The organism is Paenibacillus sp. MAEPY2, from assembly GCF_000499205.1.
GTDB classification, from domain to species: domain Bacteria; phylum Bacillota; class Bacilli; order Paenibacillales; family Paenibacillaceae; genus Paenibacillus; species Paenibacillus vandeheii.
The window spans coordinates 44,662-58,390 of sequence record NZ_AWUK01000065.1 but is presented as its reverse complement, the minus strand read 5'-3'; the positions used below and the strand labels follow the sequence as shown (position 1 = coordinate 58,390).

Below are 13,729 nucleotides of genomic sequence, written 5' to 3'. Positions count from 1 at the left end.
GGGTACAGCTTGACGCTTACGGCGATAAAGACTATTGGTTTTTAGGGTCAGAGGAAGAATGGAGTCTATCAACGGAGCCGACGCAGCCTAATCTTTCTCCGCAAGGATGGTACGTACATCTGCCATAGTGTGCTCCGTGAATCGGTCAAGCAATACGTAATAGGTAATCTTAAATTTGAATAGGAGAATTTTGATGAAAAGAATGCTTTGGGTTTTTCTTGTGATGACCTGCGCAGCTACGTTTATGTCTTCACTGTTCCCGTTATACGCGAAGAATTTTCATATGAGCAGTTTAGAAATCACTGTATTGTTTGCTTTATATGCCGTGTTCGTGTTACCGACCTTACTTATCGTGGGAGCAAGAGGGAGTTATTGGGGATTGAAGCGGGTGCTTCGCGCCAGTATATGGATTTCCATCGCATCAACGCTACTCTTTATCGGGAGCTACAACGTCTGGATGCTCTCAAGGATATCACTTTGATATCGTACCCCCTCGTAGTTGATGAACGGACGTTTTCCTTTTTCTATGTTTCCACTCACTCTTCTTTTAGTTTGAATCATAAAAAAAATAGCATCTTTTCTTTTGTCTGGTTCAAGAACTCTTGGTTCCATCCCTCTTTCAATTCGTTGTTTCATTAATTGAAGAGGAGAAAAGTTTCTAATTCCACTATGTGGAATACCATTATAATCAGATACTAGAATATGTGTAAGCTCCTCTAGATCCGATAAAGAAATATCAAACTTTTTTGCTTGTTGTTCTGGATTTTTACGAAGAGGATCAGAAGGATTGCTTCCAGTAGTACTCACTAATTTATGGTATCCAAGCACTTCAAGGGAACGAAATAACCGTTCAATAATGCCTCTTACTTCTGGAGCGTCAACCGGACCAGGATTTATAGTACAACGAACTACTTCATAAAGACGATCGGTTACGATATTTGATAAATTTGCTTTACCATTGTCATAGCTGAATTCATCCCACAGAGCCCATGCCGTTTCTGGAATTTCAGCCGAAGGTATACCACCTTTAGGATCATAATCAATACCAGGTATCGAAAATTTTCGTTTTTCATAAGGGGTTACTGTGTTGCGAATACAATGCAAAACATCGTCTTTGTTATATTCTTTATTTACACAGAGGTGATGACCTAATATTGCTCGAGTTGCTACATCAACTATTACAAGAAGCCATACCCGCTCCACAACTTCTGTAAATAAGTCTCCTTCAGGGGTTTTAAATGTGATAGTAAACATCGCATCAATCTTATGCCCATCAAACTGAACGCGTTGAAAAGGCTTTTGTAATATCAATTCATGTTTTAGCATTGTTCCCATCCGTGATTGCCTGGCTGCTTCTTTTCCGTAACGCTTTGCACCTTCTGAAAAATGATTATTCTCAATTTTTTTAAAGAAACGATATAATGATCGATATCCTTTATCATTTGTATTAAACGGATAGTCATGTATTCCTATACCATTCTTTTTGCACAAACTTAGGAATAATCTATGGATCCCATCAGTTGAGATTGTGGGCATCGTAGAATTTTTTCCTTTTCGTCTTAAATATGCTGAAGTGATCTTCTCTCTAATTTCTGGATATTGTTCAAGGAGTTGATTGAAGGCTCCACTGAATCTTGGCCTTTGCTGTTGTGGTAAAAAGGTTGTGGTTGCACTTCTATCATACTTTTTGGTTCTCTTATGAGGGATTAATGCTCTAAATCCCCAGATTGCTTCAGTTATTGGATCGAATTCTAAACATTTTTTTATAAATATGATTAATTCCTTTTTACTTACGCCTGTTTGTTCAGTTATTATTTCTAATGTTACTTCTTCATGAAGCATATATAGCTTCACTGCAGCTTCTCGTTTTTTGAATATCTCTCTATCTTCAGGTTGAAGTTGCATGATATTAACAATTGGCCAATTTGAGAGGTCTTTATGTTTCGGATCAATATTTATATTATCTAAGATACGTCTTCTAGACATTCAACTTTACCTCCGTCAATCCACAAAGTAAGTCTTGATCTTGATTAAAAGTAAGTATCCCATGAAGGATTAGTGCGAATATAGAATTCCGAATTATGACAGGATGATTTTTAGATTGAATGGATTTTTCTAAATCACGGACTGTCATAGGACCATTTAAAGCTGATCTATAAATCAGCTCATACACTTCTGGTTTTATATCAGAAAGTGGAGTAAAAAAAGGAATCAACGTTTTTTTATTTGCAATAATAGTGGGATTGTATCGTATATTTTCTTCGGTCAGGACACAATGTGTCTTATTATTCTCTGCGCACCATATTTTTTGTGCATACATTTCCTCAATCGCTTGTTCGCTTGAACGTTTGTTATCCGGATCAATTTCATAGGAGTAACGTATAAACACAAACTTTTCTTCACTTTCTGATTTAATCCACATATCAAAAACTGTTTCGACAACTTTACCTGCAATAGGTATATTTATTTTCAACGGTCTTTCACAGTAACTCATTACTGAAATATCCGATTCTGTCAGAACCCAATGATCATATTGAAGTGAATTGTATAGTCTAACCTCTCTATTTAACCTTCTACTAAATACAAAAAATCTATTCCTACCCATTTCATTTTTTACCTTCTTGATTGGTGAATACAAGTGCAAAATCCTCCCAAAAAATGTATTTTTGCCACAATATTTTATATTCAACCTCATATACTGTATTCCTTTGTCTAAAAAACACTTGTTTTGTCGAACTATAAATGAATTTAGCATTGTTTTCGCATAAAAAAATAATGAGATAATCATTTGATTTCTCAACTTCTTTCATCAATACATACAAATCTCACTGCTGTTACTTCATCAGTGAAATTACACAGAACTTGAGCTATACGTAATTTGTTCTATTTATCAAACGTCTAAACTCTTTATTTGCAAGAAACCGTTCTTCTAATTTATTGTTGCACACAATAAACTAGAAAAACGGTTTTTGATTGTAAATGAATTTGATTGTTTATTTATTCCGGAACCAAACAACGACAGGAATGAGTAGCAGTGACAAAAAGGCGCCAATCAGAGAAAGGATGGTAAAACTCGAGTGTGCCACGACCATACCTGATAGTGCTCCACCAGATGCTCCTGATAATGCAATCAAAACATCGACGGTTCCTTGAGTCTTCGCACGGACATTGGACGGAGCTGCATCGACAATTGCGGCAGTCCCGCTAATCAATCCAAAGTTCCAGCCTAAGCCCAGAAGAGCTAAAGCAAGAGTGAGTAATGCCATGGAATCACCAGGTGCAAAAGCAGCCAACAGACCTGACAACAGTAAAGTAAAACCTGAGGCATAAGCCATTCTAATATAGCCAAACCGGTCAACTAGGACTCCTGTGATTACAGATGGTAAATACATCGAAGCCACATGGATCCCGATAACGAGTCCTACTTTACTTAAATCATGTCCATGGTGCTGCATATGAACAGGAGTCATTGTCATAATGGCGATCATCACAATTTGTGTTAACACCATAACGGATGCTCCGATGATAATGCCTTTTTTATTGATTTTAACTTCTGTTACATGATTCTTTTCTCCAGTTTTTCCTTGGAGTTCTACCTCAGCAATAGCTTTAGCTACAATAAAAGGATCCGGTCTCAAGAAAATGAGGAGAATAAGGCCAGCCAAAGTGTAGGCCACAGCAGCAAGCATGAAAGGTCCCGTTAACGCAGGAGCACCAAGCGAAGTTGCAAATTTACCAGTCACATTCACAAGATTGGGGCCAGCAACCGCACCAAATGTGGTGAATACCATGGCCATACTAATGGTTTTCGCGCGCTGCGCTGGCAAAGCAAGATCTGTGCCTGCATAACGTGCTTGCAGATTAGTAGCGGTACCTGCCCCATAGACTAACATCGAAATAAAGAGCAAAGGAATGCTATTGAACAATGCCGCAAGGACAACACCAATAGCTCCGATACCTCCTGCCAAGAATCCTGTGGCAAGTCCAGTCCGCCTCCCCAATCGTTGAGAAAGTCTTCCTACCATAAGCGCTGCACCAGCAGAACCTAATGTGAAAAGGCCCGTAGGAACACCGGCAAAACTATCCGTGCCTAACATGTCTTGCGCAATTAACGCACCTACGGTGATCCCTGCTGCTAAGCCAGCTCCACCACAGATTTGAGAAGCAATAACCACTTTCATCGTTCTAGAATGTAACTGGCGTTGCTTCTCAGAAGACTCTACATACTCCATAATTGATGGTGGAACCTGTAAAGAGGTTTGATTTTTTTCAAAGGCTGTTTCTACCATTAATATTCTCCTTCACTTCAATGAGCTACTTCTTGTATTACTCAAAATGCTGCAAAAAGATTCATAGAATCAACGGAGCCGTCTCAGAGAAATCAGACAGCTCCGTTGATTCTACCCTAGACTTCTAGGGATACGTTGCCTTCCAATGTAATCTGAACATCTGCTTTCATTAGAAGCTGACCAATGTGACAGTTTTCTTCTGCTTTATGAAGTAGTGATTCCGCCATGGTTTTGTCTTGACTCGTGGATTCAGATTTCTTCAAGATAATATGCGGACGATGAATGATGCTTATTTGCCCATCTGAAGTCGCAGTTCCTTCTGTTTCCATAGACAATTCTTCTACCGAAATTCGACTTTGATCCAACATGAATACCAATGTCATAAGATAGCAAGATGCTGCTGAAGACATCAGAAGTTGCTTAGGTTCTACGCCTTGCCCACTCCCTCCTTTTGAACTGGGAATTGCAATTTGAGTTTGGAGATTATCACTTTTAATCGTCCCGTTTCCTTTTGCATTACCAACCCAAACAGTGTTCAATGTGATTTTTTCATTTGCCATATTGACCTCTCTTCTAATAGGAATGAAATTCCTTCATTAATGCATTTGCTGTGACGTTAAAAAATAAAACCGACATAGCGGAACTGGCAATGTCGGTTTATGAAGAGAACTTTGTAGTATTAGCGTTGTCTCCTTGAGAGCAGTACATATCTTCTACACTAGAACGTAGTGTAGATACGGACTTCCGGATCAGCTTGAAGTAAATCTTTCAATCCAACGACAACATCATTTGTGAAAAGATCACTTTCTAGATAGTTTTTAGCTTCATCTTCACTGTTAAAGCCGTGCAGTACTTGAACATCTTCATCACGAACTAACAATTCCTTTGATACGGCACCAGCAATACCTGAGAGAAACGGCTCTTTATACGTGGTATAAACCTTTACAGCTGCCTCACGTTCAGTTGCATTAATTTTGAGTGTGATTTGAAGATATGCCTTTGCCATAATTTCGAAACCTCCATGAATTAATGTATCGATCGCCCAAGAAAATCAAATGTTCAATCAATCAATTGAATTATAGTTCAGAGTGATTCTTTCGTCAAGTAATAATCTAAAGCAGGTCCTTGATTACACGGTAGAACATGATACAATTTGATTAATCAATTGAATCAATTCAAACAGTAAAGCTAATGATTGAAATTAAGTAGCAACTTAAGATGAAAAATAACGACTTAGAATAGAGGTTGATCATGATGGAAGATACACTGGGTTCAGCAAAACTATTAAAGGAAGAACTATATAAACAGCTTGCACGAATCGGAAAAAGTTTATCGAGTGATAAACGGCTTGAAATATTGAATGTATTGGCTCAGAGCTCTAAGTCTGTGGAGAAATTGGCAGAGTGTACAGGTATGAATGTGGCTAACGTGTCGCGTCATCTGCAAATTTTGCTCGATGCAAAGCTTGTGAAGTTCACCAAAAAAGGAACGTATGTCATTTACTCCGTTGCAGATCCGGAAATTATCGACTTTATGTCCTCCCTGTGGCGTATTAGTGAGAAACAACTTCCTGACATTTCAAAATTAAAAGATGACTTTATCAACAATCTTGATGGGATTCAAACACTGACCATGGATGAAGTTATGGAGAAAGTCAATAATGAATCCATCGTGTTGGTGGATCTTCGGTCTAAAGACGAATTTGAAATCGGACATATCCCTGGAGCCATTTCCATGCCCATGGATAAACTCGATGCCATGATGCGTGAACTTCCCAAGGATGCTGAAGTCATTGCTTACTGTCAGGGTCCGGTTTGCGCATACTCGGCACTAGCTGTTCAAAAATTGAAACAAGAAGGTTTTAAAGCTTATCGCATGGACGAAGGCATCAATGAGTGGCAGGGCCATTTTCTAATCCAGTAATCCTTCCATTTGTTCTAACACAAAAGATCTCAAACCAGTATCTGGCTAGAGGTCTTTTGTAGTTTAACGAATTCAAATCGTGTTCGTTGTGTACATCCCTTTTACTTGTGGAATTGCGGCAAAAACTCTTTATGTGCTTCAAGCAATTCGTCCAGTAATGCTTTTGCAGTGTCCCCGCTTGGCACAAGTGGGTTGGACGTGAAAGCTTGAAGAGCTGTAGCATAATCTCCTGTTACCGCTGCTTCAATTGTGAGTTCTTCCATGGATTTCATGACTTGCAGCAATCCTCTTTGGGCCGGCGGGAAGGATCCGAAATGGATAGGCTCTGCACCATGAGCAGTAATGATGCTTGTGATTTCAATGGCATTTTCATTTGGCAGATCGTTAATAGCCCCATTGTTCCGTGTGCTCACAACCATTTGCTTCCCTTTATTATTGTAAATGGAGTTGATGATCTCACAAGCCGCATCACTGTAGTAAGCACCGCCCCGTTTCTCCAGTTCCTCAGGTTTATGATCCAAATTCGGATTTTTATACAACTCAAACAGACTTTCTTCTAGTCGCTTTACAACTTGGCCTCGGGTTCCTTCTCCTTGAGCCTCTTCTAACTCCTCTTTGATCATGGCATCAGTCATATAGTAGTAACGATGGTAAGGACAAGGCAACATGTCCAATTGAAGGATCTGTTCATACAGGAAACGCATATTCTTGATGTTCTGAACCATTTTCTCAGGTTTGGCATTCGGCCCATATACTTTTTCAATCGCTTCACGGGTGAGTTCTTTTCCGTCTTTTCTGTATATTTTGTGCCAATGCAAATGATTGATTCCCGCAAATTTGAAGAAAAGTTCTTCTTCTTGTTTATCAAGAGCAGCAGCCTCATTCTTGACAGCCATGATCGGCACATTGCATAGACCAATAACCTTTTCCCATTGCCCGTATCGCAGAACAGCTTCGGTAACCATACCTGCGGGATTGGTGAAGTTTATCAGCCATGCATCTGGACAAAGATCTTTCATGTCTTCAACGATACTTAGAATGACAGGAATCGTTCGGAACGCTTTTAACATGCCTCCTGCTCCATTCGTCTCCTGACCAATAAGGCCGTACTTATTTGGAATGGTTTCGTCTTTAATCCGTGCTTCCATCAATCCGACCCGAAGTTGAGTGGTTACAAAGTCAGCATCATGCAACGCCAGTCTGCGGTCCAGTGTCAAATGGATCTCGCAATCAATGCCTGCTGCCTTAACCATTCGTTTAGCCATCGCGCCAACGATTTCGAGTTTTTCTTTACCTGCCTCGATATCAACCAGCCATAATTCTTTAATGGGTAATTCGTGATAACGTTTAATGAAACCTTCAACTAATTCTGGGGTGTAACTGGAACCTCCACCAATAGTGACCACTTTCAGACCTTTTTTCATGTTGATGACCTCCTAAAAAGCTGTATTGGATTGCTTACAATTGAACTGTAAATGATGTAATGCATTACATGTCAAGCTTTCGTTTTCAATTTTTTTTATTGCTTCTATGTCGCTTTGTTCCTAGCAATAAAATGTGATATGCTGGCCTTTGAGGTGGTTATAGGTGGCTAATATTCAAGAAATCGCCCGTTTAGCGGGTGTGTCTACTGCAACGGTTTCGCGTGTAATCAATAACAAAAAGTATGTAAACGATACCACCAGAAGTAAAATTCTAGAAATTATGAAACAACTGGACTATGTGCCGAATGCGAATGCAATTTCTCTAAAAAAAGGTGAAACGCATCTTATTGGAATTATAGCTGTTGGTTTCAGCCCGATTATTGTTAACTTTGTTCGTGCGTTTACGTTAATTGCCGAGAAGAATGGCTTTAATATAAGTCTTTTCATTACGAATGGCGATCCTGAGAAAGAACGAATTGCCCTTGAAATGTTAAGACGAAAGCAACTGGATGGTCTTGTTTGCTTAATTCGATCAAATGAGTGGAGTGTTATTGAATCCTACGTTCAATACGGCCCGATTGTCACCTGGCAGAGACTCGATCATGAGAAAGTCCCTTCGGTGTTTATGGATCAATACCAGGTTTATTGCGATGGGCTTGAATATCTGTATCGTAAAGGTTACCGTAAGATTCTGTGCGTATATCCCATGTCAAAAGGATTAAATACCAAAGAACGACACCGTGCTCATACTGAATTTCTGGAGAGATATCATCTCGCTGAATCTTCTTTTCCTTGTTTTGAAGACAAGATGTCTGTTCATGATGGCGAAGAAATTGCGGAATGGTGGATAAAGCAGCGAGATCGTCCTGATGCTATTTTTTGTTCCAATGATGATGTGGCTGCGGGGCTAATAACGGTGCTACGTCGATCCGGATTCTCGATACCAGGAGACCTTGGTGTTATGGGGTTTGACAATTCCATGTTGTCCCATTTACTCGATATAACAACGATTCATTATCCTATCGATCAGCAAGCTGAGAATGCTTTTGTTATTTTGCATAACCAGCTTACACAGGCGAAAAATGATCTCCATTCTCTCAGCTACCGCATAATCGAACGAGCTTCAACATAAAAACAGAAACCATTTAGTCATCCTTAATGATTAAGTGGTTTCTGTTCCATGAAGCTTCAACATCGTCTATTTAACGAATTTAATAATCATGTTAACCGCTCTTTCCGCTGAAAGTAGTGCTCCTTCCAAATGTCCGCCGTAGTTCAAACTTGTCTCAGTTCCAGCAAAAATGATCTTGTGTTTCCAATTGCCGTCTATTGATATTTCCCCATAATCCGGATAACTTTGTAGAGGGGTAAGATCATCTTGAACCGTTGTATCTGGCTCAGTTGACCAATCCTGCAGTAGGATGGTTTGTACTTCTCTTGCCTCAGGCCCAAAAAGTCTAACCAATTGATCGATGACTAACTTGGAAATTTGCGTTTCACCTAATTCTTGACGAGTTTTAGCAGGCATTCCAAAAAAACCGAATAAAGCACCTGTACCTGTTTCAGGAGATGCATCATGAATTTCTTGTAATGGGCCGATCCAACTCGAAGCCATGCCCGAGTGTCCAGTTTCTCGCCAAAATGGTCGATCATACACAGCTACGGCTTTGGCTTGTGATGCCATCCAAGTAGGTTTGTTCATTAAATCCCTTAATGTCTGCTCAGACAACACAGGAGAAAAATGAATATGTTTTGCAATGAGTCTTGGCGGTAAAGCAAAGATCACATGGTTTGCTGTGTATTCCTTTGTATTCCCTTCTACATCTTCGGCTCTTATCGAGATTGACTCTCGGCTTAGATCCATAGCTTTTACATGAACTCCTAGTTCAATTTTATCCAATGGTAACTGATCAACTAAAGCGTTAATTAAAGCTTGCGCTCCGTCGGTAAAACGTAGGGATCTTTCTATCGCGTTTTCGGGTAACACATGTCGTTCAGGTGATCTCCCTTCATAACGCTCAAACAGCATAGCACCTTGAGTATATTGTGCGAACGTTTCCAGCTGTAATTCCTGGACAAGTTTAGAAATGGATTTTTCGTAACGTGGCCAAAACCAAGTAGGCCCTAGGTCAAATTTTCCTGATTCGGGCACATACGAGCTTACATTTGTTAATATTCGTCCCCCCACTCTGTTCCTTGCTTCTAAAATTCGATAATCGATACCTTCTGCTTGAAGCAACGTCGCTGCACGAAGCCCAGCTAAACCTGCGCCTACAATGATTACTGGATTATTCATTTCTGCTCTCCTTAATATACAAGACAAACCTATTATTTTTGATTTTGTGATACTACACTTGAATACGAAACCATTCACACTGTGCAGATACCGTATCAACCATGAGGTAAAGATGCCGAAACCCTTTTTTAAATAATATTCGTGCTGCTTTACGGCCCTTGAAAGACGTATCGCTCAAAATCACAACGTAATCTTCTGTGGTGAGCTCCTTCTCCCAAACGAAGGCTAATCGACCTACAGGAATGTTAATGGATGTAGGCACAGATGACTTCATAAAATCGGAAGCGTCTCTGATATCAAGTAATTTGGCATGAGGAAATACATGAAATTGGCGCTGCTTTGCGGACAAGAGTTTTACCTTACGCATGTAACGGAAATGCAAGCGCAAATGCTGAAGAAGCCCGATTAAGATGATGAAGAGCAGTACCCCTATAGTCAGCATGTAACTTTCCTTAATAACGTATACTTGGCACCTTTAACATTTGATCCGTACATCAAATATGGACACATCGTTGATCACCACTCACCTTTTGATATCATTCAATTGAATGATTGAATTCTAGATTGAATCTGGTTTAATGTCAAGATGTATGTCTTCATCACAATGGTTCCAATCGCGGATTCCTTCTTCGATCCGGTAAGCGGTAAAACCTTGCTTTTGAATATAATCAACAGCCTTGGACGTAATAGAGCAGTATTTCCCTCTGCAGTATGCTACAATTTTCACTTCGGACTTGTTTAATGTTTTTAGATAATGCCCCAGTTGTTCAAAAGGTACGGAGACTGCATTTGGAATATGTGACGATTGGTATTCATCCGCCGGCCGGACATCTATAAGAATGATGTTTTCTTCCTTCATTTTGAGTAACAATTCCTTTTTGGTAATACTTCTCACATCAGGAAATTGCTTTTTCAATTCTTCTTTCATCTGTTTCACGTCAGAAAGCCTGTCTTCACTTAATTCCCATAATGAAGATAAGAATTGAGAAACAGTAGGATCACAAAGGCTATAAATTACGTAGTTACCCTTCCTGTGACATTTAACCAGCCTTGTTTCCAACAAAATTTGTAAATGTCTTGATACGTTTGCTATACTCATCCCGGTTTGATTCGCTAATCCTTCTACGGATTTGGGCCCATTCGATAGTACATCCATGATTTCAAGGCGCTTATCACTCGATAAACATTTACCGATCCTCGAAAATTGGTGATACAAGCGTTCTTTAAAATGAGTTTGTAAATTCTCAACTTCCAATGCTATATGCTCCCTTCAATGTACTCATTAATAAGATCAATTAGACAATGAAGATCTAATCTATAATGTTCAATATCTGCATTATATCACAAAATCAATAATTCCATTGATTAATTGAATTAAAGGGCGAAGAACCCCAATCATTCGATTGGAGTTTATGTTTTTAAGTTTTATGGATAAATAAGTTATTGATTATTTAGTTTGTAAGTTTAAGGATTTTCGCTTCAAGAACATCACGTGGATTAATACCTACCATCGCATCGATTTGCTTACCATCTTTGAACAAAAGTAGTGCTGGGATGCTTCGAATTCCAAAACGTGCGGCCAATTCCTGTTGTTCGTCTACATTTACTGTTGCGATGGTCGCTTTTCCTTTCATCGTATCGGCCAATTCGTGCACGATTGGCAGTTGAACTTGACAAGGACCACACCAAGGTGCCCAAAAATCTACCAAGGTAATTCCAGACTGAATTTGATTGTTAAACGTCTCATTGGTTAAAGCAGTTGCGCTCATAAAGGATAAACCTCCTAGTTGTTATATTCAATCGATTTTTTAATGTTCAATTGATTAGTTGAATTATAAATCGACTTAATGGCACTGTCAAGTATACTCATGTATACTTCTTTAGGAGTCTCATGTATGTCATACATAATAAAGGTCATGGACCTGTCCTATCTAAAATTCTGTAATAAATATCCTCATATTTTTCCAAAATTCGCTCATTAAAAAAACTAACCGGTAGATGCACGAAGCCCGGAATTAAATGGATATTATCACAAGGAATTTGGAGTAATTGGGTCGTTTCACTTATTAAATGATTGGACTCCGCGGTTAATACATCAGAAGCAGTTAAAGCTAAACGGATTAAATCCTTGTTTATACCACTTGTGGCGAGGATGTCAATGTCTTCAGCTTTGAGAGTAGTCACCACGTGAAAATTCACTCCTATGATTTGTTTGGCCAAATAAGCGCTAATCACATGAGGTGCCGCAAAATGTACATGAATCAGGTCAAGTTGAAGATCTCTAGACACTTGTATAATCTTCCCTGATAAAGCCAACTCATATGGGGGAGAGCCAAATACGTAATAATTATTTACTTTCGCCTCATGATAGAACAAATTATGAGGTGCTGGGTATGATTGGAGTGGATGTCCCAAACTTATCATATGGATCTTATGCCCTTTTTGGGCTAGTAGATATCCTAATTGGGTTGCATGTTCTCCTGTGCGTTCATGAGCTGAATCATAGACAATACCAATGTTTATATATTTTCTGATGGTTTATTCCCTCCCTGATTGACCAGCTACTCAAAAAAACTGCAACCGAAAGACCTCTAAGCTAATTTTGACTTGAGGCCCACTAAGCATATTGAGAAAATATATCGCCAAAATGACACGAATATATATTCTCTTTATTTTTCAGCCATACTCAAGACTGCTCGAAACCTTGTTTTTGCTAACATCATTTTTTCATATGCCTCGCTTGCCCGTTCTAGAGGAAAAACTTCAATCATTGGACGAACATCTGTTAATATGCTAAACCGTACTGCAGCTTCAATTTCCTTAGCTTGACCAGTAAATGCCCCCTTCACGGTATGAGTACCCCGTAAGAAGTCCATAGCGGATAACTCTAAACGATCTCTAGATCCAGCTACAATAATGAGTTCGCCGCCAGTATCTAGGCCATGAACTAGAGAAGATATCATGCTAGCGTTTGGAGCCGTAGCAAGAATAACTCTAGCTCCACCGAGTGCTTTCAGAGCCGTGGCGGGATCTTCTTTTTCTGAATCAATGTAAATATGTGCCCCGAGTTCTCTTGCTAGGCTTTCTTTATCCCCTCCTCGGGATATTGCCACTGTTTGATATCCAGCTTTCTTTGCATATTGAACAGCCAAATGGCCTAACCCGCCAATGCCTAAAATAGCGACCAAATCACCTGGACGTGCCGAACTATTTCGTAATGCACTAAATGTCGTTTCGCCAGCACACATTAGAGGAGCTGCTTCTTCAGAAGTAATTTCCTCAGGAATAAGAATTAGTGCATTTTCATAAGCAACCATATATTCAGCGTAACCCCCATCCATAGTTAGCCCTGTTACATGATTATGTCCGCTATGATAACCCAATCCAACTCGTTGACCCACTTTCCATTTGGTTGATCCCTCACCTAGTTGTTCTACCAATCCGATTACTTCATGTCCTGGAATTCTTGGGTATTCAGGGGCACCACCCTTAATCGTGCCAGAATCTCCATTACATATTCCACAAGCTTCAACTCTAAGAAGAACTTGTCCTTTATCTGGAATAGGTACGGGAATTTCCACTAATTGCATTGTTTCACCTTTAGCATGAACTTGAATTGCTTTCATATAATTCATTTTGTTCCCTCCTTTATATTTATTTTATGAATTTATGTTATTATAAATCAGCATGGTATTTTATTCAATTGAATAATTGATTTTAGGCAATGTCAATTGAGTATTCTCTCTTCGATTGAAATTAATGTTTGTAATCCACTGACACTGGGCCATCACAATAGA

At 39.3% G+C, this 13,729-nt stretch carries 14 protein-coding genes; 2 read left to right on the top strand and 12 right to left on the bottom strand.

Features of this window, described 5'->3' with window-relative positions; genetic code table 11:
- Positions 1 to 444: 444 nt before the first annotated feature.
- From P364_RS35855 to P364_RS0133275, 5 genes are all read right to left on the bottom strand, one after another.
- Positions 445 to 1,986: a hypothetical protein gene (locus P364_RS35855; RefSeq protein WP_052016877.1), complete on the bottom strand. Its 1,542-nt coding sequence runs from the start codon at positions 1,984 to 1,986 to the stop codon at positions 445 to 447.
- Positions 1,979 to 2,638 (bottom strand): hypothetical protein, encoded by a 660-nt coding sequence (locus tag P364_RS0133295; RefSeq protein ID WP_139237064.1) that lies wholly within the window; start codon positions 2,636 to 2,638, stop codon positions 1,979 to 1,981. Before P364_RS0133295 ends, P364_RS35855 begins: the two co-directional genes overlap by 8 nt.
- Positions 2,639 to 2,993: 355 nt before the next feature.
- Complete coding sequence (locus P364_RS0133285; RefSeq protein WP_024634293.1) at positions 2,994 to 4,289, bottom strand: MFS transporter; 1,296 nt, start codon at positions 4,287 to 4,289, stop codon at positions 2,994 to 2,996.
- 116 nt (positions 4,290 to 4,405) lie between these two features.
- Positions 4,406 to 4,849: an OsmC family protein gene (locus P364_RS0133280; protein ID WP_024634292.1), complete on the bottom strand. Its 444-nt coding sequence runs from the start codon at positions 4,847 to 4,849 to the stop codon at positions 4,406 to 4,408.
- A gap of 158 nt (positions 4,850 to 5,007) precedes the next feature.
- Positions 5,008 to 5,295 carry a hypothetical protein gene (locus P364_RS0133275; RefSeq protein ID WP_024634291.1) on the bottom strand — a complete coding sequence of 96 codons (288 nt, stop codon included), beginning with the start codon at positions 5,293 to 5,295 and terminating at the stop codon, positions 5,008 to 5,010.
- Between the two features lie 248 nt (positions 5,296 to 5,543).
- Here P364_RS0133275 and P364_RS0133270 point away from each other — a divergent pair, with 248 nt between their 5' ends.
- The gene (locus P364_RS0133270) at positions 5,544 to 6,212 is read left to right on the top strand and encodes an ArsR/SmtB family transcription factor (protein ID WP_024634290.1); all 669 of its coding nucleotides are present in this window, start codon (positions 5,544 to 5,546) and stop codon (positions 6,210 to 6,212) included.
- A 101-nt stretch (positions 6,213 to 6,313) separates the two neighbouring features.
- Here P364_RS0133270 and P364_RS0133265 read toward each other — a convergent pair whose 3' ends face one another.
- Positions 6,314 to 7,636, bottom strand: coding sequence for a 6-phospho-beta-glucosidase (locus P364_RS0133265; RefSeq protein WP_024634289.1), 1,323 nt, complete (start codon positions 7,634 to 7,636; stop codon positions 6,314 to 6,316).
- A 163-nt stretch (positions 7,637 to 7,799) separates the two neighbouring features.
- On the opposite strand from P364_RS0133265, the gene P364_RS0133260 reads away from it, so the two are divergent.
- Complete coding sequence (locus P364_RS0133260) at positions 7,800 to 8,768, top strand: LacI family DNA-binding transcriptional regulator (RefSeq protein WP_024634288.1); 969 nt, start codon at positions 7,800 to 7,802, stop codon at positions 8,766 to 8,768.
- A 66-nt stretch (positions 8,769 to 8,834) separates the two neighbouring features.
- Here P364_RS0133260 and P364_RS0133255 read toward each other — a convergent pair whose 3' ends face one another.
- The 6 genes from P364_RS0133255 to P364_RS0133230 all read right to left on the bottom strand — a co-directional run bounded on the left by P364_RS0133255 (position 8,835) and on the right by P364_RS0133230 (position 13,567).
- On the bottom strand, positions 8,835 to 9,932 hold the full coding sequence (locus P364_RS0133255; RefSeq protein ID WP_024634287.1) for a flavin monoamine oxidase family protein: 1,098 nt from the start codon (positions 9,930 to 9,932) through the stop codon (positions 8,835 to 8,837).
- Between the two features lie 52 nt (positions 9,933 to 9,984).
- On the bottom strand, positions 9,985 to 10,374 hold the full coding sequence (locus tag P364_RS35850; RefSeq protein WP_024634286.1) for a rhodanese-like domain-containing protein: 390 nt from the start codon (positions 10,372 to 10,374) through the stop codon (positions 9,985 to 9,987).
- 117 nt (positions 10,375 to 10,491) lie between these two features.
- Positions 10,492 to 11,187: an ArsR/SmtB family transcription factor gene (locus P364_RS0133245; RefSeq protein WP_024634285.1), complete on the bottom strand. Its 696-nt coding sequence runs from the start codon at positions 11,185 to 11,187 to the stop codon at positions 10,492 to 10,494.
- Positions 11,188 to 11,383: 196 nt separating this feature from the next.
- Positions 11,384 to 11,701: a thioredoxin gene (trxA, locus tag P364_RS0133240; protein ID WP_024634284.1), complete on the bottom strand. Its 318-nt coding sequence runs from the start codon at positions 11,699 to 11,701 to the stop codon at positions 11,384 to 11,386.
- A 145-nt stretch (positions 11,702 to 11,846) separates the two neighbouring features.
- On the bottom strand, positions 11,847 to 12,443 hold the full coding sequence (locus P364_RS37145; RefSeq protein ID WP_256984844.1) for a glycosyltransferase: 597 nt from the start codon (positions 12,441 to 12,443) through the stop codon (positions 11,847 to 11,849).
- 158 nt (positions 12,444 to 12,601) lie between these two features.
- Complete coding sequence (locus P364_RS0133230) at positions 12,602 to 13,567, bottom strand: zinc-binding dehydrogenase (protein ID WP_024634282.1); 966 nt, start codon at positions 13,565 to 13,567, stop codon at positions 12,602 to 12,604.
- Positions 13,568 to 13,729: the final 162 nt, after the last annotated feature.

Excerpts from the sequence above, each read along its gene's own strand:
- P364_RS0133230 (WP_024634282.1), bottom strand. The coding sequence starts at position 13,567 with ATGAATTATATGAAAGCAATTCAAGTTCATGCTAAAGGTGAAACAATG.
- P364_RS0133270 (WP_024634290.1), top strand. The coding sequence starts at position 5,544 with ATGGAAGATACACTGGGTTCAGCAAAACTATTAAAGGAAGAACTATAT.
- P364_RS0133255 (WP_024634287.1), bottom strand. The coding sequence starts at position 9,932 with ATGAATAATCCAGTAATCATTGTAGGCGCAGGTTTAGCTGGGCTTCGT.
- P364_RS0133275 (WP_024634291.1), bottom strand. The coding sequence starts at position 5,295 with ATGGCAAAGGCATATCTTCAAATCACACTCAAAATTAATGCAACTGAA.
- P364_RS35850 (WP_024634286.1), bottom strand. The coding sequence starts at position 10,374 with ATGCTGACTATAGGGGTACTGCTCTTCATCATCTTAATCGGGCTTCTT.
- trxA (WP_024634284.1), bottom strand. The coding sequence starts at position 11,701 with ATGAGCGCAACTGCTTTAACCAATGAGACGTTTAACAATCAAATTCAG.
- P364_RS0133285 (WP_024634293.1), bottom strand. The coding sequence starts at position 4,289 with ATGGTAGAAACAGCCTTTGAAAAAAATCAAACCTCTTTACAGGTTCCA.
- P364_RS0133280 (WP_024634292.1), bottom strand. The coding sequence starts at position 4,849 with ATGGCAAATGAAAAAATCACATTGAACACTGTTTGGGTTGGTAATGCA.
- P364_RS35855 (WP_052016877.1), bottom strand. The coding sequence starts at position 1,986 with ATGTCTAGAAGACGTATCTTAGATAATATAAATATTGATCCGAAACAT.
- P364_RS0133265 (WP_024634289.1), bottom strand. The coding sequence starts at position 7,636 with ATGAAAAAAGGTCTGAAAGTGGTCACTATTGGTGGAGGTTCCAGTTAC.